Raw genomic sequence first — 23,632 nt, 5'->3', positions numbered from 1 at the left:
GGTTCATATGCCGATATTGTAGTCACACTGTGACTACGATGCAAGCCGCCCCATTCTTGACCGAGCACTCGGCAAGCCCCTCCGCCCAGAGTGCGGTAGGTCACTGGCAGTGCACAGACGGTGCAGCAGTTGAACATGGAGCCGGGCGCGGCTGCGACTGGTGATTCACTGGCGGTTCACTGGCGATACAGCTATGCCGCCGTCTCGTCCAGCAGAGTCACGGGCGGTTCGCTGGCGGTACAACGATCGGCCCGCGCGACGATGGGCTGCCGAGGCTTGTCAGGCGACACCGTAAATTGACCCCCTAGCGACACGAGGAACTGACCCCCTCGTTCGCAAGGAGGCCATCGTTGGAAACGAAGCACATTGAGGTAGATCCTGTGCGCCGTGTGGTTTGCGGAGTGCAGGAGATGTTGGAGCCGGAAGCGATCACGACGATCGTTCGCTTGGGGCAGTCGGGGTGGGGCGCGAAGCGGATCGCCAGGACGTTGGGCGTCGCGCGCAACACGGTGCGGCGGTATCTGAACGCGGGTGGGCCGGTGCCGTATAAGCGGCCACAGCGCACCGGCGTTTTGGTCGGTCATGAAGCATGGCTGCGGGAGCGCTTCCTGCAGCACCGGGGTAACTGCGACGTGGTGCGTCAGCAGTTGAGCAAGGAGCTTGGGATCGACACGAGCCTGCGCACGGTCGAGCGCGCGTGCCGAGGGTTCCGCCAGGAACTCGAAGCGAGTCGCCGTGCGACGATCCGCTTCGAGACCGCGCCGGGTGAGCAAATGCAGATCGACTTTGGGCAGACGCGCGTGATGATCGGCGGCGAGTCGGTACGGGTGTTCCTCTTTGTGGCCACACTGGGCTACTCACGCAAGGGGTTTGCCTGCGCATTCCGCCACGAGCGCCAAAGCGCCTGGTTCGCTGGCATCGCGCATTCCCTCTCAAACACGTTACGCCGAGATCCCTCGATTCCTAGCATGAGCGGCGTTTTCCATCAAAACGCCGACCATGCACGAACCCGAACCCTTCGTCCTGGCTCCCGAGGCCGATCGGCCTCGGCACGCGCACCAAGAGATCGTCGATCTGCTGGCCTGCGCCCTGCTGCGGCTGCGCGCACGCCCCTTTCCGCCATCTGGCCATATCGCCACCGACAGCGACTCGGTTGGCCTTGGCTTGTGCGGGCCACAGCGCGTGAATGCGAACCCCGATCACGCACGAGGAGTTCGCCGATGAGGACACACGCAAGCCCTGCAGACCCGACCACCGTCGCCGCCCGCGTCGCGCAGCTGCCCCACCTGTCGATGGACAGCCTCTGGGCGCTGTGGGACGAGTACTTCGAGGAGCGGCCCAAGCATCACCACCGCACCTGGCTGGAAAGCCGGCTCGCCTACCGAATCCAGGAGCGCGCCTTCGGCGGATTGAAGCCCGCGACCCGCCGCAAGCTCGAGGAGATCGGTGAGACGGGCATCCTGCCGCGCCAGCTTCGCCACGACGCGAATCGGCTGCTGCCGGGCACCGTGCTCACACGGATCTTCGACGACGTCGAGCACCGGGTGCTGGTGCGCGGGCCCAATGACTTCGAGTATCAGGGGCAGCGGTTCAAGAGCCTGACGGCGATTGCCCGCCACATCACCGGCACGCCTTGGTCGGGCCCCGCGTTCTTCGGCCTCAAGACCAAGCACGGCCAGAAGGAGCCGGCATGAGATCACGATGGCCCGCATCCCCGTCGACCATGCCGACGCCTGGTCCCGTCACGCCATCGAGGCGCTGTGCGGTCTACACCCGCAAGTCCACCGACGAGGGACTGGACCAGGAGTACAACAGCCTGGAGGCCCAACGCGACGCGGGGCTGGCCTTCATCGCCAGCCAACGCCACGAGGGCTGGATCGCCGTCGAGGAGGGTTATGACGACGGCGGCTACTCCGGCGGTAATCTCGACCGCCCGGCGCTCAAACGGCTGCTCGCCGACATCGAGGCCGGCAGGATCGACATCGTGGTCGTCTACAAGATCGACCGATTGACGCGAAGCCTCGCGGACTTCGCCAAGCTGGTGGAGGTGTTCGACCGCAACGGCGTCTCCTTCGTCTCGGTCACGCAGCAGTTCAACACCACCACCTCGATGGGGCGGCTCACGCTCAACATCCTGCTGTCCTTCGCGCAGTTCGAGCGCGAGGTCACCGGCGAGCGCATCCGCGACAAGATCGCCGCCTCCAAGGCGAAGGGCATGTGGATGGGCGGCATGCCGCCGCTGGGCTATGACGTCGTCGATCGCAAGCTCGTCGTCAACGAGCGCGAGGCCGCACTCGTGCGTGACATCTTCCGGCGCTACGCCGAGCATGGCTCGGCTGCACGGCTGGTGCGGGAGATGGCGGTCGAGGGGCACACCACCAAGGCCTGGGTGACCCAAGGCGGGCGCCGGCGCACGGGCCGACCCATCGACCAGCAGTTCATCTTCGCGCTGCTGCGCAACCGCATCTACCTGGGTGAGATCCGCAACCACGGCACGTGGTATCCCGGCCAACACGAAGCGATCGTGCCGCAAGACCTGTGGGACGCCGCGCACGCGTTCATCGCGCGCCGCAAGCAGGCGCCGCGCGAGCACCGCGCCAAGCATCCGGCCCTGCTCGCGGGGCTGCTGTTCGCGCCCGATGGGCAGCGCATGCTGCACACCTTCGTCAAGAAGAAGAGCGGACGCACCTACCGCTACTACGTCCCCTACCTGCACAAGCGCCGCAACGCGGGCGCGAGCCTGGCGCCGGACGCCCCGGACGTCGGGCATCTGCCCGCGGCCGAGATCGAGAACGCGGTGTTGACGCAGATCCACGCGGCGCTCTCGGCGCCGGAGGTGCTGATCGGCACCTGGCGGGCGTGCCAGCGCCACCCGGCCGGTGCTGCCCTCGATGAAGCGCAGGTGGTGGTGGCGATGCGACGCATCGGCGATGTGTGGGCGCAGTTGTTTCCGGCCGAGCAGCAACGCATCGCGCGGCTGCTGATCGAGCGCGTGCAGATGCACGAGCACGGCATCGACATCCTGTGGCGCGAGGACGGCTGGCTGGGATTGGGGCCCGAGATCGGCGCGCATCCCTTGGTCGGCGAGTGCCGCACGCCTGCCGAGGAGGTCTTGGCATGACCCGGTCGCCTCCCGATCCGACGCCGAACTCCCGCCGTCGCGCGATCCGCGTCGAGGTCGGAACCGATGCCCGCAGCTACGTCAGCGATGGCCAGCGCGTCACGCTGGTGCCGCTGACGATCAAGCGCCGCCAGAACCGCAAGCTCCTGATCCCGCCGACGCCCGAGTCCGCCGCTGCGACCGCGGGCGGCCTGGATGCGCCGATGATCAAGACGCTCGGCAAGGCCTTCTACTGGAAGCGGCTGCTCGAGGAGGGGCGCTATCCCACGACGACCGACCTGGCCCGCGCCCTGAAGTTGGAGCCCGGCTGGGTGGCCGAGGTGCTGCGCCTGACCCTCTTGGCCCCCGACATCGTCGAGGCCATCCTGGACGGACGCCAGCCCCGCCATCTGAACCTGCAGACCCTGCGTGGCCGGCACGATCTGCTGCCCCGCGAATGGGCCGAACAGCGCCGGCTGCTGGGTTTTCCGCCACCGGCCCAGTGACCGGCCGCACGGGTGCGGTGCAGGCGCGGCTTGCGCTGCGGACGCTCGGTGGTGTCCTCGTACACGCCGTCGAGCCACAGCATGTGGAAGTGAACATTCAGGTTCAGCGCGCTGCCGAAGCGCTGGATCAGGGTCACCGCACCGCATTGCGCCGTATCCCGCGGCACGCCGGCCTGATCGGCAAGCCAACCGGCGATCACACGATGCACGATGCCCAGCACCGGGCCGATCGCCTCAGGCTTGCTGGCGAACAGGAAGCGCAACGGGTAGATGGCCCTGAATCTCGCGCACCGACATGCCGCGGGCATACATCGAGATGATCCGGTCGTCAAAGCCGGCAAACCGGCGCTCATGCTTCGGGATCAGCTGCGGTTCGAAGCTGCCGGCCCGGTCGCGGGGCACCTCGATCCGCAGCGGCCCGCCGTCGGTCAGCACGGTCTTGCCGCTGCGGCCGTTGCGATGGTTCCCGCAGCCGCCCTCGGGGCTGGCCAAGTGCACGCCCAGCTCAGCCCCCAAGGCGCGCTCGATCACGGCCTTCTTCAGCTTCTGGAACACGGCCTCGACGCCGGCGGCGTCCATCGGTCTGGGGATCAGCTTCTCAAGCAGCTCGTCGGGAAGAATGGCGTCCGGCTTCGCGACAGCGGGGTTCTTCTTGCGTGGCATGGGGGCTCCTGGAAGTCGTCATGGTAGGCCCCTCACACAAAAATCCTGACACCCTCAAGGGATGCGGTCACTCTCGCTCATTTCCAGTAAAATGCTGATTTGTTCAGCGTGTCCTTAAATCCGTATACCCCATGGGAGGAGGAGGCCGATGTACGATTACATCATTGTCGGCGCGGGTTCGGCGGGCTGTGTGCTGGCGAACCGGCTCAGCGCGGATCCGAGCGTGCGGGTGTGTCTGATCGAGGCGGGGCCCAAGGACAAGTCCCCGCTCATCCACACGCCGATCGGCATCCTGTCGCTGATGTGGAGCCGCAAGCTGAACTGGCGCTACTACACCGAGCCACAGCCCCATCTCGACAATCGCCGCCTCTATTGGCCGCGCGGCAAGACCCTGGGCGGCTCGAGCTCCACCAACGCGATGATCTACACCCGCGGTCACCGCTGGGACTACGACCACTGGGCCGAGCTGGGCAACCGGGGGTGGAGCTACGAGGAGCTGCTGCCCTACTTCCGCAAGGCCGAGAACCGCGAGGCCGGGGGCGACGAATACCACGGCACCGGCGGGCCGCTCAACGTCGCCCGCTTGCGCAAGCCCAACGAGCTCTCCAAGGCCTTCGTCGAGGCGGGGGTGCAGGCCGGCTATCCCCGCAACGACGACTTCAACGGTCCCGAGCAGGAGGGGGTGGGCCTCTACGAGGTCACCCAGAAGAACGGCCGGCGCTGGAGCGCGGCGCAGGCCTACCTGCGCGAGGCCGAGAGCCGTCCCAATCTGGATATCGTCACCGACGCGCTGGTCACGCGGATCCTGCTCGAGGGCAGGCGCGCGGTGGGGGTCGAGCTCCGGCGTCGCGGGGTCCGGCAGACCCTGCGCGCCGCCGCCGAGGTGATCGTCTCGGGGGGCGCCATCAACTCGCCGCAGCTCCTGATGCTCTCCGGCATCGGGCCGGCCGAGGAGCTGCGGCGGCACGGCATCGAGGTCCGGCATTCGCTGCCGGGGGTCGGCCGCAACCTCCAGGATCACCTCGATGTCATGATCGTGCACAAGTGCCGCAAGGCGGTCTCGTACGGGTTCGCCCTGGATTCCCTGTACAAGGGGGTCTTCGCGCTGTTCGAGTACCTGCGCAAGCGCCAGGGCATGTTCGCCACCAACGGCGCCGAGGCCGGCGGTTTCGTGCGCAGCGGCGACGACCAGGCCATACCCGATCTGCAGTTCCACCTCACGGCGATGCGCCTCGACAACCACGGCCTGAACCTGCCCTTCCTCTTCGGCCACGGCTATTCGCTGCACATCTGCGAGCTCCGCCCGAAGAGCCGGGGCTACATCTCGCTCAATAGCGCCGACCCGGCCGAGCCGGCGCACATCCAGCCCAACTACCTCGAGGCGCCGGAGGACATGGAGAAGATGGTGCGCGCGGTCAAGGTCGGGCGGGCGGTGCTCGCTCAGCCGGCCTTCGATCCCTACCGCGGGGCGGAGATCTTCCCCGGCGAACGGGTCCGGAGCGACGACGAGATCCGGGATTTCGTGCGCCGGAAGGCGAACACCATTTACCACCCCGTGGGGACGTGCAAGATGGGACAGGACGACTCGGCCGTGGTCGACGAGCGCCTGCGGGTGCGCGGAATGGAGGGTTTGCGCGTCATCGACGCCTCCATCATGCCCACGCTCGTCGGCGGCAACACCAACGCGCCCACCATCGCGATCGCCGAGAAGGGCGCGGAGATGATTCTCGAGGACCGCAAGCGCGGCCGGGAGCCGAGCGCGACCGTGGCGGTCGCGGCGGCCCAGTGAGGGAACCTGTGGATTGGCGGGAGGAACGACGATGAGCGTGACGGCGCTGAACGCCCAGCGGACGCGGTCCGAGATGGACCGCATGCAGGAGGTCTTCCAGAGCCAGCGGCGAGCCTTCGACCGCGATCCCATGCCGTCGGCCGAGGTTCGTCGCGAGAACCTTCGTCGGCTCAAGGCGGCGATCCTGCGCTATCAGGGGCGCCTGGCCGATGCCGTCAACGAAGACTTCGGCTGCCGTTCGCGCGACGAGACCATGCTCGCGGACATCATGCCGACGGTCAGCCAGATCAACTACCAGCTCAAGAACGTCCGGCGGTGGATGAAGCCCGAGCGGCGCCATGTCGGGGCCGCTTTCCAGCCGGCCAAGGCTTTCGTCCAGTACCAGCCCTTGGGGGTGGTGGGCATCATCGCGCCCTGGAACTACCCGATCCAGCTGGTGCTGGAGCCGCTCGCGACCGCGCTGGCCGCGGGCAACCGGGCGATGATCAAGGTGTCCGAGTTCACCCCGGCCACCAACAAGACCCTCGAGGCCATGCTGGGCGAGGTCTTCCCCGAGGATCACGTCGCCATGGTGCATGGCGAGGCGGAGGTGGCGCAGGCCTTCACGCGCCTGCCCTTCGATCACCTGCTCTTCACCGGCTCGACGGCGGTGGGGCGGCAGGTGATGCGCGCCGCCGCCGAGCACCTCACCCCCGTCACCCTCGAGCTCGGCGGCAAGTCGCCGGCGATCGTCTCGGACACGGTCCCGCTCGATCACGCGGCCGAGCGCATCGCCTTCGGCAAGGCGCTCAACGCCGGGCAGACCTGCATCGCCCCGGACTACGTGCTCTGTCCCGCGGACCGGGTGGACGGGTTCGTCGAGGCCTTCCAGCGCCGGGTCTCGCGCATGTACCCAACGCTGCGCGACAACCCGGACTTCACCGCCATCGTCAACGACCGGCAGTACGAGCGTCTGACGAGGTATCTGCGCGACGCGCGCGAGAAGGGGGCGCGTATCGTCGAGATCAACCCCGCCTCCGAGAAACTGGAGGACGTGCGCAAGCTGCCGCTCACGCTGCTGCTCGACACCACGGAAGACATGCTGGTGCGACAGGAGGAGATCTTCGGGCCGCTGCTGCCCGTGGTGCCCTACGACAGTCTCGACGAGGCGCTCGAGTACGTGCGGCGCAATCCGCGCCCCTTGGCCCTGTACTACTTCGATTACGACAAGCAGCGGCAACGGCGGGTGCTCGAGCAGACGCACGCGGGCGGTGTCTCCATCAACGATACGCTCTCGCACATTGCCCAGGACGACCTGCCCTTCGGCGGCATCGGCCCGTCGGGTATCGGTCGCTATCACGGCAAGGAGGGTTTCCTGACCTTCTCGCACGCCAAGAGCGTGTACGTGAAGCCGCGCTTCAACGGCGCGCGCTTCGCTTATCCGCCGTACGGTCTCGTCAACAAGCTGATCTATCGGCTCTTCATCCGCTAGGCCCCGCGGTGTCCGCCCTGAAACCGGGGCGGACGTCCCTTCCTATCGCTCCCGTTCGAAAACGCGCCGGCGCGCTCGCCGGGCGCCGCTCGCGATCGTTGCCGCCTGGATGGGCATGGAATGCACCGGCGGTCCCGTTCGCGAGGGTTGGTTTTGTGATAATTGCCCGAAAATTTTGTGAAGTATTTAGTCGTCCCTGAAAAATTCATTTTCACGCCGCCCTTAGCCGCAGCTGGGCAGGGTTGGCGCCACTGGTCTCGGTTGGCCGCCGCTGGGCGAGCCACCGGCCGATGAGGCGCACGGCCGCAATGAGGCGCAAAAAAGCTCGCCTCAAGAAGGGCACGCCCTTCTTCGTGATCATGCGCAGCAGCCAGCGGATGTTGTAGCCCGCCGCGCACAGCACCGCGTGCAGCCGGTCACCCTGCTCGCCCTTGAGATGGCACCTGTCCATGCGGTGATCCTGCTTCAAGTGCCCGATGACCGGCTCGATGGCCTGGCGGCGCTTGAGCAGCTTGCGCTCCTGCTGCGTCAGGCGCTTGATCTTGCCGCGGTGCACCAGGCGCACATCCGCGATGTCGGCTTCCACCCCGCGGTAGCCCAGATCGGCAAACGCTGTGCTGGGCTTGATGCCAGTGTCCTGCATCAGGATCGTGGCCTGCTCCAGCTGCGCTTGCAGCGTGTGCCCGTCGTAGGGGTTGCCATGGAAGGCCCGGGCTCCGACGATGAGGCTGTGCTTCAGGGTGCTGGCAATGCCGACCTTGACGCCGAACTCGTAAGGGCAGCGGGCCTTGCCCTTGTTGATGCACTCCACCTCCGGCGCGTGCCAGGCGTAGAGCTTTCGAGTCCCGTCGGCGGTCTTTCGGTTGGCAGTCTGCGCCACCAGACGCGCCGCCTTGTTGAGGGTGTGGCCAAGAGCGCTCTGGATGGCCTGCCCCAGGCGGCTGGCCTTGCGCTCGATCTCCCGCTGCAGCCTGGCCACGATCGTGCGCTGGCGCTTGATGACCCGGCGCATGCGCGCAAACTGCCGCGCGTGCGCATAGCGCCCAGCCTTGCGGGCCAGCTCCTTGCCTTCCTTGGCAAAGGTCTGCTTCAGTGCAATGCCGGCTTGCTTGGCTGCTTGCACCAGCTTGGTGCGCGCGGTCTCGAGCAAGCGGCTGTCGGTGGGGTGCGCCACCGCCTTGGGTTGTACGGTGGTGTCCACCACCACGCGCTTGAGTTCCTGCGGCTTGATGAGTCCGGTTTCCACCGCCACGTTGATCGTCTGCGCCAGGAGTTCTTCCACCCCCTCCTCGCCCAGCAGCCGGCGAAACTTCACCAGCGTCGTGGCGTCACACGGCAGCCGGTCCTCGTAGTAGGCCAGACCCGAGAAGTACTGCCAGCGCGGCGTGTCGCGCCAACGCTCCACCACCCCTTCGTCCGACTCGTTGAAGGCGTGCTTCAGATACAGCAGCGCGATCATCACGCGCAGCGGCACGCGGGGTCGGCCTGCGTTGGACGCCCGAGCTGCGCGCACCGGAGATTCGCCAAAGAGGTCCAGATCGGGCATCGCGACACCTGCGCGCGCTTTGCGCATGAACAGGTGCGACAGCCTTGCTTCCAACTCCTGCCACGGCATGCGTGAGGACAACACCGCCAGCGGATGGCGCAGGTCGATCATCTGATCGAGCCGGGCGCGGAAGAAGTCCTCGGTGGCGGGGCAGGCAAACATCGCAAAACTCCCAGAAAACGGCGCATCAGACCATCAAATCTGGGGGAAATTGTACTCGCAAACAGACAATAACACAAGAAAAATCATGAGGTTATGAATATTTCAGGGGCGACTATTTAGCTGCGCGCGCCGAAACGTTCGTTCTTTCGGACTCCTCCGAGTTCGGTTGTTTTGATATCGGCAAAGAAGGCGGTTCGATCGGTCCGTGCGGCGCGCTGGCGAGCACGAGCGGCGAGGGAAAAGAAAAGCCCGCGGGGAGACGCGGGCTCAAACGGGTTGTGGGTATCAGAACAGAGAGGTATCCACGTGGGATAGGTTCTGATTGGCGGTCTTCCCGGACCGCCGGGGATAATTCTGGTCTGTATTCGACGAGAATGCAAACGAGAATTCCACGGATTGGCGGGCTCGCGTGCCGAGAATTTCCACCGGGTATAGGAAGTTCAACCGCCCTTTTTGGCGAGTCTGGCGGGTAGGCAGCGGCCGCGCAAGCGCCGCTTTGGGCACAGATCGGGCACAGATCGGGGGTTCATGCGTGGGTTTTCGACATCGCGGGGCCACGCAGCGGCTCAGTGCGTAGCCATTTCTCACCGAATCCCGGCACAGGGCCGAGCGCAGCCCTGCGGGGTCGTGGCCGCATCGGATCGGATTCTGCTTTCGCTTCCGGTTGAGTGGCCGGCACCTCGTCACGCGGCCGGCGGCGGGGCGCGCGCTGCGGGCCGGCAGTGCGCTTGCTCCAGCGCGCCGTGTTTCTCGAAGTGGGCGAGGATGGCGCGGATGGCGGTGGGTTCCTCGATGCTGGCGACGATCCGTACCGCGCCGCCGCAGTGGGCGCAGGTGGTGATGTCGATGGAAAAGACCCGCTTGAGCCGTTGCGCCCAGCTCATCGCACGGCGCTTCTGCTCGGGGCTGCGCGGCTCGTCGTGGGCGCTGACGTCCACTGGCGCCGCATCGCCCGCAGGCCGCTTGCCGCCCCCCGATGGCGTCACCTGCGCGCGCAGGTTTGCATTCGGGGCGAATACGCCGTGGAAGCGGGTGAGATGCGCGCGAGGTGGCGGGACCAGTGCCGCCAGCTTGGCGATGAAGTCCACCGCATCCCATTCGACATGCGTGGTGCCATTTCGCCACGGCGTCTTGAGCTGATACCGCACCCTACCCTGCGGTGAGATCGACAGCCGCTGCTCGCTGATCGCCGGGCGCGTGATGTAGCGGCACAGCTTTTCGAGCTTGTGGCTCTCGTGTGCTTCCGCGGCCACGCCGGCATGCAGCGAGAAGCCGCCGACCTTGCCGGCGTCGCCGTCCAGAGAACCCGCATCACCGGGTAGCGTTTTCAGGGTGACGACCTTGCGGCCAGCGTCGCGACCGGTGGCGATGCGGTAGGTGATCGAACTCATCCGCAGCGCGTCCATGCCGTCGTCGCTACCCGCGCTGTCGGACAGAAACACGGATTCGTCCTCGCCTTCCAGCCAGCCTTTGCGCGTCAGGTGCCGGCACACGCGATGCGCGATGGTGCCGGCCAGTTCCGTCAGTTGCGCCGATGTGGGCCGCTGACCATCCCCCTGTCCCCAAGAACGGCGAGCCGCGTGCTCGCCGTTTTGGCATGGACGCGTGCGGATTGGCGAACCCGAAGTTTGCGCGTGGTTCGCCATTGCGTCCCTCGTATGTTCGCCACCCGAAGCCTGCAATGACACCTGTTCCTCAACAGCGTCATAGGAGGCTTCCATGCCGACAACGGCAAGCACCATCACCCGGTCGCCGGTCGATGCGATCAACGGTCTGTCTCCCGGCGATCGTCGGGTCCTCAACGAGAACGAGCTCGCGCAGCGCTGGGGCCTGAGCCCCAAGACCCTGCAGCGCTGGCGCAGCGAAGGGCGTGGCCCGCGCTACCTGAAGCTGTCCAAGCGCGTCAGCTACCCCCTGGAGTCGGTCATCGAGTTCGAGCGTGGTGCCCTGCACGACTCGACCTCCGAGCGCGCGGCGCGCTGAAGGGGGATGCGATGAGCGATTTGACCCTCTACCCCGCCGACATCGCCGCGATGTCCGTCGGCCAGCTGGCTCAACTTCCGCCCGCCCAGAAGGCCGAGATCAGCCGCCACCTGGACGAAGCGCTCGCCTGGCTCAAGCAGGCCCGCGCCAAGTTCGACGCTGCGCTGGAGGCCGCCTACGGCGAGCAGGCCCGTGCTGCCCGCCTCGAGGCGGGCAAGGACTTCGGCGTCGTGCACCTGAAGGACGGGCTGCTTCGCGTGACGATCGATGTCCCGAAGCGCGTGTCCTGGGACCAGGTGCAACTGGCGGCGATTGCCCGGCGCATCGCCGCCGCCGGCGAGCGCGTCGAGGACTACCTCGATGTCGAGTACTCGGTGTCCGAGTCCCGCTTCAACCACTGGCCCGCGGCGCTGCGCGCGCAGTTCGAGCCGGCGCGCACCGTCAAGCCCGGCAAGCCGACGTTTCGGCTGACCTTGACCTCGGAGGACTGAACCATGCCCACCGAACTGAAAGTGAAAGAGAAGGGCCGGAATTCGATTCCGCCCCGTGTCGCCGAGCGGCTGAAGGAGGTGGCGTGATGACGCCCCTTCATCCTCGTGACGTCCTTGATCTTGGCAAGCCAATGGCCGGGTTGTGCTCGGCGCGCTGTGGCATGGCATGGCGGGGCAAGCCGCGGCAAGGCCCAAGCGAACTGTGACTGGGCTCGGTTCGGACTGGCTTGGCGTGGCTAGGCAAGGCTGGGCCCGATGTGGCAAGGAACTTTCGATTTCTGGAGATTCGACGATGAAAACCCTTTTGAGAAACGAGGATGCGCTCGGCAACGGTGCCGAGTCGGCGATCCTGACGGGGGCGCCGTACAGCGTCCGTGTCGTCATCGAAGGCGTGGCGGACTTGTTGTTCCACCGCTGGAACTGCGAGGCCGTCGACGCCAAGGCCAAGGCCACCAAGAACAGCGCCGCCAAAAAAACCGACGACATCGAGAGCTACGTCTATCGCGACAACCAGGGCCAGTTGTGCCTGCCCGGGGAGTATCTGCGACAGGCGCTGATCGGTGCGGCCAAGTTCAAGCAGGACCCCAGGAGTCCACGCAAATCGGCGCAGGACATCACCAAGGCCGGCGTGGTTTCGCTCACCCACCTGGCCAGCCTGGGGACCGACCGCTGGGATTACGAAGACCGCCGCCGCGTGGTGGTGCAACGCGCGGGCGTCAATCGGGTGCGGCCTGCCATGCGTGCGGGTTGGCGCGCCGAGTTCGATCTGATGGTGGTGCTGCCCGAATACCTCGACCGTGCCTGGATCAAGGACAGCCTGGACATGGCAGGCCGACTCATCGGCGTGGGTGACTTCCGTCCCACCTTCGGCCGCTTCACGGTCGTCTCGTTCGAATGAGGAGTCGGCCATGCCATTGCCTATCGTGACGGCCAACGAAAGACTCGTCGAAAAACGCTGCGCCAAGGTCGCCCTCGTCGGTGCGCCCGGGGTGGGCAAGACCTCCCAGATCCGCACGCTCGATGCCGAACGCACCTTACTGGTGGACACCGAGGCCGGCGATCTGTCCATCCTCGACTGGGGCGGGGACACCCTGCGCCCGCGCACCTGGCCGGAGTTCAAGGACCTGGTGGTGTTCCTGGCAGGACCCAGCCCGAGCGCCACACCCGAGCAGGCCTTCTCGCAGGCCCACTTTGATCACGTCTGCCAGAAGTACGGCGACCCGGCGCAGCTGGCCAAGTACGACACCTACTTCGTCGATTCCTTGACCGTGCTCTCGCGGATGTGCCTGGCCTGGTGCAAGACCCAGCCGGCCGCATTCTCCGAGAAGACCGGCAAGCCCGACACCCGGGGCGCTTATGGCTTGCTCGGCACCGAGATGATCGGCGCCCTCACGCACCTGCAGCACGTGAGGGACAAGCACGTCATCTACGTCTGCATCCTGGAAGAGAAGCTGGACGATTTCAACCGCCGCATCTACCAGCTGCAGCTCGAAGGCGCCAAGACCTCGGCCGAGCTGCCTGGTGTGCTCGATGAAGTCATCACGCTGGCCATCTTGAAGGCCGACGACGGCACGCCATACCGCGCGTTCGTCACCGGCGCGGACAACCCCTGGGGCTTCCCGAGCAAGGACCGCTCGGGACGGCTTGCCCCCATCGAAGAACCCCACCTCGGAAAGCTCATTGCCAAGTGCCTCGGCCGCACTGCCGCAGCACACGCCAGCGCTTTGTCGCATTCAACCGACCTCAACGCATCCAAGGAGTGATCCATGACCGCCTGGAACGACTTCAACGACGCCGAACAACAGACCAGCTTCGACCTCATCCCCAAGGGCACGCTCGCCCGCGTGCGCATGACCCTCAAGCCCGGGGGCTTTGATGACCCGGCCCAGGGGTGGACCGGCGGCTACGCCACGCAGAGCTTTGAGACCGGCTCGGTGTATCTCGCGGCCGAGTTCGTCGTGCTGGAGGGCGAGTACGCCCGGCGCAAGCTCTGGAGCAACATCGGCCTGCATTCCCCGAAGGGCCCGGCTTGGGGCCAGATGGGCCGCAGCTTCGTGCGCGCGATCCTCAACAGCGCCCGCAACGTCCATCCCCAGGACAACGGGCCGCAGGCCGCCGCCGCGCGGCGCATCCAGGGCTTCCACGAGCTCGACGGCATCGAGTTCCTCGCCCGCATCGACGTCGAGAAGGACGGTCGCGGCGAGTTGAAGAACGTCGTCAAGAGCGCCGTCGAGCCCGACCACCCGGAGTATGCCCGCCTGATGGGCGTGCCGCCGAAGAACCCTGGCAGCGGCTCCAGCGGTGCGCCGGCGGCGCTCACCCCGCCCCGTGCGATGTCTGCGCCAGCCGCCCCGCAACCCCCCGCCGTGCCGGGTAAGCCCGCCTGGGCGCAGTGAGAGGAGGGCCAGTGAAGTGCTGGGTCTGCAAACGACAGGCGCGCGGCTACGGCCACTCGGACCTTCGGCATCCGGTGGGCGATGCCCGGCGCTATCCGATCGACTGGGTGTTCTGCTCGCGGCGTTGCCAGCAGGCGTTTCACGCGCTCTACGGCCAGTGGCTGCGCGTGCAGGAAGGACGCACGTCCAAAACGGAGGTGGCCATGATCGATCCGTCTGACGTCGAACTGGCCGCGATGAGGAAGTGCCTCAAGGCCTTCGGCGCGGCGGCAGAAAGCATCGGCTTCGACAAGCCGCTGGGCGAGTATTCCGAGGCCGAGGCGCTCCAGGTGATCGACGCCATCGTCACCTGCTACACGGACGCGATGGTCGAGCACCACGAGGCGACCAAGTACCCGCCGGTGCGCGGGCTGAAGCGCCCGGTGTCCGATCCCTTCGCCGATCTGGAAGACGACCTGCCGTGGGAGGAGCCGAAGGCTCAAGCGCAGACGGCACGCACGGCAGCACCCAAGGAGGCGCGGCGATGATGGACTTCAACGCCTCCAAGAGCCTGTCGGGTCAGATCACGGCGCTGATCGACGCCGGGCTGCAGCAGTCTCGCGCGGCGCAGCCTCGCCGCACCTACCTGGGCGCCTCGCGCCTCGGGGTCGCCTGCGAGCGCGCGCTGCAGTACGAGTTTGCCGACGCCCCGGTCGATCCGGGTCGCGAGACCGACGGCCGCCTGCTGCGCGTCTTCGATCGCGGCCACGTCATCGAGGACTGCATGGTCGGATGGCTGCGCGCGGCGGGCTTCGAGTTGCGCACGCGCGACGACGCGGGGGAGCAATTCGGCTTCTCGGCGCTCGACGGGCGCCTGCAGGGCCACGTCGATGGGGTGCTCGTCGCCGCGCACGCCGGTGAGCTGGATGATGTGGTAGCCGAATTCGGTCTCCACCACGTCGCTGATCTGCCCGGGCTTGAGGGCGAAGGCAGCCTCCTCGAAGCGCTTGGTCATGGCCTCGCGGCCGAACCAGTCCAGGTCGCCGCCGTTGGGTGCGGAGCCGACGTCGTCGGAGTTCTTCCTGGCCAGCTCGGCAAAGGAGGCCGGCGCCTTGCGGGCCTGCTCCAGCAGCGACTCGGCCTTGGCCTGCGCGGCCTGGCGCTGCTGCGGCGTGGCTGACGAATCCACCTTGACGAGGATGTGGCTGGCACGGCGCTCCTCGGGCGAGGCGAAGCGGGCGGCGTTCTGCTCGTAGTAGGCCTTGACGTCCTCGGCCGCGAGCTTGATGCCGCTCTTGAGCGAGGCCTGGTCCAGCACCAAGTACTCCACCCTGGCCTGCTCGGGCGCCTGGAACTGCGCGGCATGGGCCGGGGCGTCGTAGTAGGCGCGCAGCTGGGCCTCGGTGGGCTGCACCTGGGCCGCGAAGGGCTGGGCGTCGATGCGGGCGATCTGCACCTCGCGGCGCTGGAAGACGGCGTCTAGCGCAACGCGGCTGGCGGCCTGCGGCACCATGCCGGTGTCGGCGATGCCGGCCAGCACCTGACGCAGCGAGTACTGCTGGCGCAGCAGGGCCTCGATGGTCAGCGGGTCGCGGCCCTCGGCGGCCAGCAGCTCGGTGTTCCACTTGCCGTCGGGCTTGATGTAGGGAGCGACCTGCGGGTCGGAGACGATCAGGCGAGCCAGGCGCGCATCGGGCGTGACCAGGCGCAGGTCCTGCGCCGCATGCAGCAGCACGCGCTGGCGGATGAGGTCGTCGAGCACGCGCTGCTTGAAGGCGGGCGTGTCGAAGAAGGCCGCGCCGATGCCGGGCATCTGCTGGCGCACCACGTCGGCCTGCTGGCGCAGCGCGTTGTCGAACTCCGACTGCGTGATCGGCTGGCCGGCCACGTGGGCCAGGCCCTTGTCCTTGCTGCGGAACTGCAGGAAGCCCTCCAGTCCGCCCAGGACGAATGACACCGCGATCAGGGCCAGCAGGACGAACATCACGACCTGCACCACTCGCGTCTTGTTGCGCACGAAACTGAACATCGGAGGACCTCACACGTGCCGCTGGAGGCGCACGCCTGGCTCAAGAAGTAGCGAAGGCGAACCGGGGTCCGCCTTGCCTGGAGAGGCCCGCTGGAGGGGCCTGGGCCACCGACCTTGCCGCCGCCCCGCCGCTGCTGCGGGGCCTGGTGGGTGCTGACGGGATCGAACCGCCGACCTACGCCTTGTAAGGGCGCCGCTCTACCAGCTGAGCTAAGCACCCGGCCGAAACCGGTGACGAAAACAAGAGATCAGTTCAGCGCGTCCTTGAGCGCCTTGCCCGGACGGAACTTGGGGATCTTGGCCGACTTGATCTTGACCGGATCGCCGGTGCGCGGGTTGCGGCCGGTGCGCGCGGCGCGCTTGGTCACGGCAAAGGTGCCGAAGCCGACCAGCGACACGCTGCCGCCCTTCTTCAGCGTGACCTTCACGCCGCCGATCACGGCGTCCAGCGCGCGCGCGGCGGCCGCCTTGGAAATGTCGGCCTGCTTGGCAATGTGTTCGATCAGCTCGGACTTGTTCACGAAGAAACCCTCTTTGGACACCGCGCGGGGCGCGCGGCTACGACTTGAACGGAGTTGCGCACCGGTGTGCGGGCCGCACGTGACGGCACAGGACGGCCGGTTGCGGGCGCAAATGCGGCGCCGATTCTATGCCGCCGTGCCTGGCCCGCTTGCCCTGGGAAGCTGGCCGGTATCCGCCGCTTTAGCGACCGGCCGCGGAGCGGCGGATGGCCGGCAGCGCGCGCTGCAGGTAATAGACCATGGACCAGATGGTCAGCACCGCGGCGATGACCAGCAGCACCGTGCCCCAGGCGCGCGTGTCGATCGCGCCGGCCAGACGGCCGTCGTAGAGCAGGAAGGTGATGGCCACCATCTGCGCGGCCGTCTTCACCTTGCCCAGCATGTGCACCGCCACGCTGGCCGACGCGCCGATCTGCGCCATCCACTCGCGCAGGGCCGAGATGGCGATCTCGCGGCCGACGATGATCAGCGCCAGGATGGCATGCACGCGGCCGAGCTGCACCAGGATCAGCAGCGACGCGCAGACGAGGAACTTGTCGGCCACCGGGTCCAGGAAGGCGCCGAAGGACGAGGTCTGGTTGAGCCGGCGCGCCAGCCAGCCGTCCAGCCAGTCGGTGAAGGCCACCACGATGAAGAGCACCGTGGCGATCAGGTTGGCATGGGCGGCGGGCAGGTCGAGCGCATAGATGCCGACGATGAGCGGGATGGCGACGATGCGCGCCCAGGTCAGCAGCGTGGGCAGATTGAAGAACAGCAACTGGCGCAGCGTGGCGTTTTCCTTGCTGACCTGACCGACCATGGTCGTGCCTTCGGTCACCTCGAACTCGAGGTCGGCGGCGGTGAGGCCGTGGCGTTGCAAGGTTTCCTGCAGGTCCTCGACCAGGGCCTTGTCGGCCAGTTGCCGCATCGAGACGTCGAGGCTGACGTAAGGCAGCACCAGGCCCTCCTTGCGCAGGTTCACGAGGTCTTCACAGACCAGGCCGATGACGTGCTTGCCCAGCGGCACGATGAGGCCGCTCTGTTCGGCGATCGACATGAACTCATCCGGCGGGATCAGGCCACGCACCGGGTGACGCCAGCGCACCATGGCTTCCACACCACGGATCTGGTCCTTGCCGTCGAACTGCGGCTGGTAGACCAGGAAGAACTGGCGTGCATCGATGGCCTGCTTGAGCTCACCCTGGATCTGGGCGCGGCTGCGGGCCGAGTCTTCCATGGACTCGTGATAGAACACCAGCCTCCCGCGGCCGGCGCGCTTGGCCTCGTACATGGCCAGGTCGGCGCGGTGCAGCATCTCGCCCACCGTCAGCGTGCCTCGCTTGATCATGTAGGCCCCGATGCTCAGGCCCACCCATTCCTTGACATCGTCGATGGGAATGGGCTTGGAGACCTGCTCGATGAGCACGCGGCAGATGGTTTCGATGTTGCCCTTCGAGGACACATCGGTGATCAGGGCGGCGAACTCGTCACCCCCCAGGCGACCGATCAGCACCCCGCCACCCAGGGTGTAGCGCAGGCGTTGCGAGACGGTGCGCAGCACGGTGTCGCCGGCGATGTGGCCATAGGTGTCGTTGATGAGCTTGAAGCGGTCGAGGTCGAAGTACATCAGGCAGCCATCGACTTCAAGGGCGCTGAGGTTCTCGGCCTCGTTGTGGCGCTTGAGGGCGGCCTCGAAGGCCACACGGTTGAGCAGGCCCGTGAGCGCATCGCGCTCGTTGGACTTGGGCCCTCCCCCTGGGGCGGCGCCCTCGGCCGGCGCCGACGCCTGGCTGGTGGCCGACGAGGCCCGCGAGGTGCGCACCCGGGCAAAGGCCAGCAACACCCCGACCATGAGCACCAGACAGGCAACGGCCTGCTCGGCCGCGGCCAGCCAGGTGGCCCCCAAGGCAAAGCCCACCCGAACGGCGTCTTCCGGTCGCGAAAGCGAAGGCACGGCTGTGCACAGGGTGGTCAGGCTGAAGCCCGTCGCGCAGGCCGTGGCGCCGTCGCGGGCAAAAAGCGTTTCGCACTGCCCCGGGGTGTTGGCAGGGCAATGGGCCACCGACTGCACCGACACCTGCGGCTCGACGGCGGCGGCGACCACCGGTTGCGTGACAGACGTCACACCCTGGGCGGCATCGACCAGGTTGACCACGGCAGCGCCCACCGCTCGGGCCTGTCGTTGTGCGTCCAGCCAGCGCAAGCCCGTCAGGAGCAGACAGAACACCACGGTCAGCACCACGGTCACGCGCGTGGCGCGCAACCAACCGCGCTTGACGGCCGGATCGAGCAAAACCGGGGCGGCCGGCGCAGCGGGCTCGGCAGAGGGGGTGGGGGTCGGTTCAGAAGCCATGGGTGGATATCGGCCCAGGCTGGCGGCAAATTGAGGGCAGGTGGGCCACGGGGTGGTACAAATTCGCCCCATGCCTGCTCCCCCGCCCGACCTCGCCTTCCTGAGTTTCGACGCCAGCACCGACACGGACGGCGTGCACACCTTCGACGCCCTGGCGTCGACCTCGGCCGAGCGCCACGCCGAGGTGCACGCCGAGGCGCAGGCGGTGCTGGCCTGGGCCGAGCGGCGTTTCCCGGATGGCCCGGGCGACCTCGACGACGGCGCGAGCTGGTGCCACGACCTGCAGGTCAGCCAAGAGAGCAACTGGGTGACGGTGAGCCTGTCGTTGAGCGGCACCGAGGCCTTCGGGGCGGCGTTCACCCGCGCCTTCGGTGGCGCCATCGGTCAAGGCGACGAGTGAGCCCAGGCCGAGGCCCCTTGCAAGGCCTCATCGTGCGCGTGCAGCAAGGCCACGAATTTCTCGCCGGCCCCGCCCAGCACCCGCCCCCGCAACCAGGCCGCGCCAAACCGCACGGTCGGCGTCAAGCCGGGAATGGGCAGGCTCACCAGCCGACCTGAACGCAGGTCCTCGTCAACCATGAAACGCGGCATGAAGGACAAGGCATCGCTTTGCTGCAGCACCGCGCGCAGGATGCCCGAGCTGTCGCAGGTCACGCCCAGCAAACCGGGCCGCAGGCGCTCGGCCGGCACCCCTGCGGTCTGCGCCAGGGCCAGCAGTGTCTGCAAGGCGTCGTCGGGCAGGTGGGGTCCGGCCAGGGGCCAGTCGAACAGGTCGGCGGCACGCAGCCGGGGCCGACGCGTCAACGGGTGGTCGGCCCGGGCGACGACACACACCGCATGCGTGCTCAGGGGCGCGCATTCGAAATCGGGCAGCTGCTCGATCTCGCGCAGTTCACCGAGCACCACGTCGACTTCGCGGGCGCGGGCGCGCTCGGGCAGCTCCCGCCAGGGGGCGAGCACGAGCTTGAGTTGCAGACCCGGGTGCTGCGCATTCAGCCGACCCACCACCGGGCCGACCAGCACCGAGCCCCCCCAGGGGCCCACGCCCACCCTCAGCTCCCCCAGCGCCAGGCCTTTGGCCAGGCGCAGCTCGCGGTCGAGGTCGCGGACCTGGCACTCAAGCTCGCTGGCATGGCGCAGCATCAGCCGCCCCAGTTCAGTGGGCTCCACCCCTGTGCGGTGACGCATCAGCAGCGGCGCACCGACGTGAGCCTCTAGCGCCTGGATGCTTCTCGACAAGGCTGGCTGGGTCAGATGCAAGGCCTCCGCCGCGCGATGGAAATTGCCATGCTGAACCAACGCGGTGAGGTGGCGCAGGCGTTTGAGATCAATCACGATGCACTCCACTCATCAATAGAATGAGAATAATGGGCGGAGTCAATAATCAAGTGCAACACCCCTGATCTTCCTTGCACCTGACCCTGCCGCCGACCCATGGGAACCCACTACCAGCACCTGAGCGCCGAAGAGCGCGCCACCATCATGATCATGCTGCAGCAGGGCTGCTCGGCTCGCAGCATTGCCCGCACGCTGCAACGCTCGCCGTCGACGGTGACGCGCGAGATCCGGCGAGCGCTGGACTGGCCGCAGCGCTTGGCCTTCGTGCCGGCGAGCAGCGGCACCTACGATGCGCGCGCGGCTGGTGCGCGCGCCTGCGTGATGCGGCTCAAGCGCCGCCGCCCCAAGCTGCGCCAGGATGGGGTGCTCTTCGGCGTGGTGCATCACTTCCTGCTGGAGGGCTGGTCGCCGTCTCAGATTGCCGGCACACTTGAGGCGCATGTGGCCCGACGATCTGGATCGCCGCGTCTCGCACGAGACCATCTACAACTGCATCTACGCGATGCCGCGCGGTGAGCTGCGCAAGGAGCTCATCGCCTGCCTGCGGCGTGCGCAGGCCAAGCGTATGCCCCGGTCTCGAGGTCAGGACCGGCGCGGTCAGCTGCCCGAGGCCGTCAGCATCCACCTGCGTCCGCCCGAGGCCAACGATCGGGCCTTTCCTGGGCACTGGGAAGGCGACCTCCTCAAAGGGGCGGCCAACCGCTCGGCGGTGGGCGTGTTGGTGGAGCGCAGCTCGCGTCTGGTGATGCTGGCCAAACTCAAGGACGCCACCGCAGCCTCGGCCCTGGAGGGCTTCACCGCCAAGCTGCGCAAGATGCCCAAGCCGATGCGCAAGACCCTGACCTACGACCGCGGCAAGGAAATGGCGCGCCACCCGGAGCTGTCTGAGGCCACCGGCATCCGGGTCTACTTCTGCGACCCGCGCAGTCCGTGGCAGCGGGGCAGTTGCGAGAATATCAACGGCCTGCTGCGCCAGTACCTGCCCAAGGGCACGGACCTGTCGGTCTACAGCCAGGAGGAGCTTGATGCGATCGCCGACCGGCTCAACAACCGCCCGCGTGCCATCCACGGCTTCTACCCTCCGATCGCCGTCTACCAGGCCATGCTGCAGAAGCTCACCCAAGCCAGCAGCTCCCTTCAGTGATTCCACCGTTGCACTTGGTGCTTGACACCGCCATGCATTTGACACATGATTGAGCATGACCCAGGATGCCGACTGACTCGTCACATCTTTGGAGACATACATGGCGCTTCGATCCTGCACCCTGCCCGTCAGCTTGCTCGCTGGCCTTTGCTTGATCACGGCTGGCTGCAGCTCCTCCGACACCACCTCCGGTACGGCATCCATCTCATCGACTGGCCCGGTGCACCCGGCTGTGCAGCGCGCGCAAGCCGAGGTGGCGCAGCAGCTCCGACACGCCGACGCCAGCGACTTCGACGACGCCCGACGCGGCTTCATCGCGGCCCCCAGCGGCCAGGTGCGCAACGAAGCCGGCCAGGTCATCTGGGACTACGACGCTTTTGCCTTCCTGCAGGCCGAGGCTGCGCCGGACAGTGTCAACCCCAGCCTGTGGCGCCAGGCCCGGCTCAACAACCAGACGGGGCTTTTCAAGGTGCGCGAAGGCATCTGGCAGCTGCGCGGCTTCGACCTCTCCAACATCACGCTGATCCAGGGCCAGACGGGCTGGATCGTGGTCGACACCGGCACCTCGCGCGAAACCGCTGCGGCGGCGTTGGCCTTCGCGCGCCAGCACCTGGGCGCGCAGCAGGTCTCGGCGGTGATCTACACGCACAGCCACGTCGACCACTTCGGTGGCGTGCTGGGCGTGATCTCGGCCGAGGAGGCCAAGGCCCGCAACGTGCCCATCGTGGCGCCGGCCGGCTTCATGGAAGAGGCCACCAGAGAGAACGTGCTGATGGGCACGGCCATGGCCCGCCGCGCCATGTACATGTACGGCAGCCGCCTGCCGGCCAACGCCACCGGCGTGGTCGACAACGGCCTGGGCAAGGCCGTGCCGTTCGGGCGCGTCGGCATCCTGCCGCCCACGCTGCTGGTGCACAAGCCCAGGGAAGAGCACGTGATCGACGGCGTGCGCTTCGTGTTCTTCAACGTGCCGGGCAGCGAGGCGCCTTCGGAGTTCACCTTCGCCTTGCCTGACCTGAAGGCCTACTGCGGCGCAGAGCTGATGGGCCACACGCTGCACAACCTCTACACGCTGCGCGGCGCCAAGGTGCGCGACGCCACGCGCTGGGCCGGCTACCTGAACGAGGCGCTGGCGCAGGTGCAAGGCAGCGAGGTGGTCTTCACCCAGCACCACTGGCCGGTGTGGGGCGCCGAGCGCATCCGCCGCTTCATCGAGCACCAGCGCGACGCCTACCAGTTCATCCACGACCAGACGGTGCGCGGCATGAACGCGGGCCTGACCGCGCCTGAAATCGCCGAGACCCTGAAGATGCCAACCGCCTTGCAGCAAGACTTCGCGGTGCGCGGCTACTACGGCACCGTCAAGCACAACGTCAAGGCCGTGTACCAGTACTACCTGGGCTGGTACGACGCTCACCCGGCCAACCTGGACCCGCTGCCGCCGGTTGAAGCGGCCAAGCGCTACGTGGCGCTGGCCGGCGGGGCCGATGCGCTGCGCGCCGCCGCGCAGAAGGCCTTTGACGCGGGCGACTTCCGTTGGTCGGCCGAGCTGCTCAAGCATGCCGTTTATGCCGACCCGAAGGACACCGCCTCGCGCGAGCTGCTGGCGCGCAGCTTCGAGCAACTGGGCTACCTGGCCGAGTCGGCGTCGTGGCGCAACGTGTACCTCAGCGGCGCGCTGGAGCTGCGCGACGGCCCGCCCACGCAGGCGCAGTCGCGCGTGGCGTTTGCCGACCTGCTGCAGCACACGCCCATCGAGCGTTTTCTGGAATCGATGGCCGCCTCGCTGAACGCCGAGAAAGCGGGCGACGGCAAGCTGACGATCAAGATGGTCTTCTCTGACCTGAAGCAGGCCTACGTGCTGCGCGTGGCCAACGGCGTGCTGCGCCACGAGGCCATCGACCCCGCCAAGCCGGTGGCCGATGCCGACGCCACGCTCACGGTCACGCACCCCTTCTTCATCCGCATGGTCACGGGCCAGGCCGGCGCGATGGCGCTGCTGACCTCGAATGAAACGAGCATCGATGGCAGCCGCCTGGCGCTGGGGCGCTTCTTCGGATTGCTGGACAAGCCGACGGGGGTGTTCCCGATCGTCACGCGGTGAGTGCCCCGCTGATCAAGCCGGGGTGATCGGCACCACGCCGCGCGCGGCGCATAGGAATTTCAAACGGCCTCTGGCCTG

The 23,632-nt window shown here is 67.3% G+C and carries 17 protein-coding genes, 1 tRNA gene and 7 pseudogenes; 15 read left to right on the top strand and 10 right to left on the bottom strand.

What is annotated here, in order from left to right:
• Positions 1-1,220: 1,220 nt before the first annotated feature.
• The 3 genes from ACPP3B_RS12430 to ACPP3B_RS12420 are packed head-to-tail and all read left to right on the top strand — an operon-like array spanning position 1,221 to position 3,606.
• The gene (locus ACPP3B_RS12430) at positions 1,221-1,694 is read left to right on the top strand and encodes a DUF2924 domain-containing protein (protein ID WP_424860195.1); all 474 of its coding nucleotides are present in this window, start codon (positions 1,221-1,223) and stop codon (positions 1,692-1,694) included.
• Positions 1,695-1,723: 29 nt separating this feature from the next.
• Positions 1,724-3,121 (top strand): recombinase family protein, encoded by a 1,398-nt coding sequence (locus tag ACPP3B_RS12425; protein ID WP_424859176.1) that lies wholly within the window; start codon positions 1,724-1,726, stop codon positions 3,119-3,121.
• The gene (locus ACPP3B_RS12420) at positions 3,118-3,606 is read left to right on the top strand and encodes a hypothetical protein (RefSeq protein WP_424859175.1); all 489 of its coding nucleotides are present in this window, start codon (positions 3,118-3,120) and stop codon (positions 3,604-3,606) included. The genes ACPP3B_RS12425 and ACPP3B_RS12420 overlap by 4 nt, the downstream gene beginning before the upstream one ends.
• 5 nt (positions 3,607-3,611) lie before the next feature.
• Here ACPP3B_RS12420 and ACPP3B_RS12415 read toward each other — a convergent pair.
• Both ACPP3B_RS12415 and ACPP3B_RS12410 read right to left on the bottom strand, forming a co-directional pair.
• Positions 3,612-3,875: pseudogene (locus tag ACPP3B_RS12415) on the bottom strand (transposase); the annotation flags it as partial.
• Positions 3,874-4,269, bottom strand: a pseudogene (locus ACPP3B_RS12410) (transposase); the annotation flags it as partial. The pseudogenes ACPP3B_RS12410 and ACPP3B_RS12415, both read right to left, overlap by 2 nt.
• Before the next feature lie 148 nt (positions 4,270-4,417).
• Here ACPP3B_RS12410 and ACPP3B_RS12405 point away from each other — a divergent pair.
• On the top strand, positions 4,418-6,058 hold the full coding sequence (locus ACPP3B_RS12405; protein ID WP_126539542.1) for a GMC family oxidoreductase: 1,641 nt from the start codon (positions 4,418-4,420) through the stop codon (positions 6,056-6,058).
• 73 nt (positions 6,059-6,131) lie between these two features.
• A complete protein-coding gene (locus ACPP3B_RS12400) occupies positions 6,132-7,529 on the top strand; it encodes a coniferyl aldehyde dehydrogenase (RefSeq protein WP_198410697.1) in 1,398 nt (465 codons plus the stop codon).
• Between the two features lie 211 nt (positions 7,530-7,740).
• Here the strand turns inward: ACPP3B_RS12400 and ACPP3B_RS12395 are convergent, their stop codons facing one another.
• Positions 7,741-9,237, bottom strand: a complete 1,497-nt coding sequence (locus ACPP3B_RS12395) for an IS5 family transposase (RefSeq protein ID WP_424859174.1) — start codon at positions 9,235-9,237, stop codon at positions 7,741-7,743.
• Between the two features lie 683 nt (positions 9,238-9,920).
• A pseudogene (locus ACPP3B_RS12390) lies at positions 9,921-10,778 on the bottom strand (transposase); the annotation flags it as partial.
• 178 nt (positions 10,779-10,956) lie between these two features.
• Between ACPP3B_RS12390 and ACPP3B_RS12385 the strand changes: the two are divergent.
• The 7 genes and pseudogenes from ACPP3B_RS12385 to ACPP3B_RS12355 all read left to right on the top strand — a co-directional run.
• Complete coding sequence (locus tag ACPP3B_RS12385) at positions 10,957-11,220, top strand: helix-turn-helix transcriptional regulator (RefSeq protein WP_008648927.1); 264 nt, start codon at positions 10,957-10,959, stop codon at positions 11,218-11,220.
• 11 nt (positions 11,221-11,231) lie between these two features.
• The gene (locus ACPP3B_RS12380) at positions 11,232-11,711 is read left to right on the top strand and encodes a hypothetical protein (protein WP_424859173.1); all 480 of its coding nucleotides are present in this window, start codon (positions 11,232-11,234) and stop codon (positions 11,709-11,711) included.
• 292 nt (positions 11,712-12,003) lie between these two features.
• On the top strand, positions 12,004-12,609 hold the full coding sequence (locus ACPP3B_RS12375) for a hypothetical protein (RefSeq protein ID WP_424859172.1): 606 nt from the start codon (positions 12,004-12,006) through the stop codon (positions 12,607-12,609).
• Between the two features lie 10 nt (positions 12,610-12,619).
• A complete protein-coding gene (locus ACPP3B_RS12370; RefSeq protein ID WP_126539526.1) occupies positions 12,620-13,474 on the top strand; it encodes an ATP-binding protein in 855 nt (284 codons plus the stop codon).
• Positions 13,475-13,477: 3 nt separating this feature from the next.
• On the top strand, positions 13,478-14,107 hold the full coding sequence (locus ACPP3B_RS12365) for a hypothetical protein (RefSeq protein WP_126539528.1): 630 nt from the start codon (positions 13,478-13,480) through the stop codon (positions 14,105-14,107).
• Positions 14,108-14,118: 11 nt separating this feature from the next.
• Entirely contained in the window at positions 14,119-14,634 is a 516-nt protein-coding gene (locus ACPP3B_RS12360) for a DUF6511 domain-containing protein (RefSeq protein WP_126539530.1), read from the top strand.
• A pseudogene (locus ACPP3B_RS12355) lies at positions 14,631-14,996 on the top strand (hypothetical protein); the annotation flags it as partial. The gene ACPP3B_RS12360 and the pseudogene ACPP3B_RS12355, both read left to right, overlap by 4 nt.
• A 51-nt stretch (positions 14,997-15,047) precedes the next feature.
• Here the strand turns inward: ACPP3B_RS12355 and ACPP3B_RS12350 are convergent.
• From ACPP3B_RS12350 to ACPP3B_RS12330, 5 genes and pseudogenes are all read right to left on the bottom strand, one after another.
• Positions 15,048-16,115 (bottom strand): annotated as a pseudogene (locus tag ACPP3B_RS12350) (SurA N-terminal domain-containing protein); the annotation flags it as partial.
• 144 nt (positions 16,116-16,259) lie between these two features.
• Positions 16,260-16,335, bottom strand: a tRNA-Val gene (locus ACPP3B_RS12345).
• Between the two features lie 28 nt (positions 16,336-16,363).
• On the bottom strand, positions 16,364-16,636 hold the full coding sequence (locus ACPP3B_RS12340; protein WP_424859171.1) for an HU family DNA-binding protein: 273 nt from the start codon (positions 16,634-16,636) through the stop codon (positions 16,364-16,366).
• 181 nt (positions 16,637-16,817) lie between these two features.
• A complete protein-coding gene (pgsA, locus tag ACPP3B_RS12335; protein ID WP_424860194.1) occupies positions 16,818-17,390 on the bottom strand; it encodes a CDP-diacylglycerol--glycerol-3-phosphate 3-phosphatidyltransferase in 573 nt (190 codons plus the stop codon).
• Between the two features lie 57 nt (positions 17,391-17,447).
• Positions 17,448-18,467: pseudogene (locus tag ACPP3B_RS12330) on the bottom strand (putative bifunctional diguanylate cyclase/phosphodiesterase); the annotation flags it as partial.
• Between the two features lie 571 nt (positions 18,468-19,038).
• On the opposite strand from ACPP3B_RS12330, the gene ACPP3B_RS12325 reads away from it, so the two are divergent.
• Complete coding sequence (locus ACPP3B_RS12325) at positions 19,039-19,368, top strand: hypothetical protein (protein WP_424859170.1); 330 nt, start codon at positions 19,039-19,041, stop codon at positions 19,366-19,368.
• Here ACPP3B_RS12325 and ACPP3B_RS12320 read toward each other — a convergent pair.
• Complete coding sequence (locus tag ACPP3B_RS12320; protein WP_424859169.1) at positions 19,353-20,303, bottom strand: LysR family transcriptional regulator; 951 nt, start codon at positions 20,301-20,303, stop codon at positions 19,353-19,355. The two genes, ACPP3B_RS12325 and ACPP3B_RS12320, sit on opposite strands and share 16 nt — an antisense overlap.
• Before the next feature lie 99 nt (positions 20,304-20,402).
• Here ACPP3B_RS12320 and ACPP3B_RS12315 point away from each other — a divergent pair.
• Both ACPP3B_RS12315 and ACPP3B_RS12310 read left to right on the top strand, forming a co-directional pair.
• Positions 20,403-21,450, top strand: a pseudogene (locus ACPP3B_RS12315) (IS30 family transposase).
• Positions 21,451-21,670: 220 nt separating this feature from the next.
• Positions 21,671-23,554, top strand: coding sequence for an alkyl/aryl-sulfatase (locus ACPP3B_RS12310; RefSeq protein WP_424859168.1), 1,884 nt, complete (start codon positions 21,671-21,673; stop codon positions 23,552-23,554).
• Positions 23,555-23,632 lie beyond the last annotated feature (78 nt).

The organism is Tepidimonas sp. HKU77, from assembly GCF_049728535.1.
In the GTDB taxonomy this organism is placed as follows: domain Bacteria; phylum Pseudomonadota; class Gammaproteobacteria; order Burkholderiales; family Burkholderiaceae_C; genus Tepidimonas.
The sequence above is the reverse complement of the archived record's forward strand: the minus strand, read 5'-3'. Positions and strand labels throughout refer to the sequence as shown.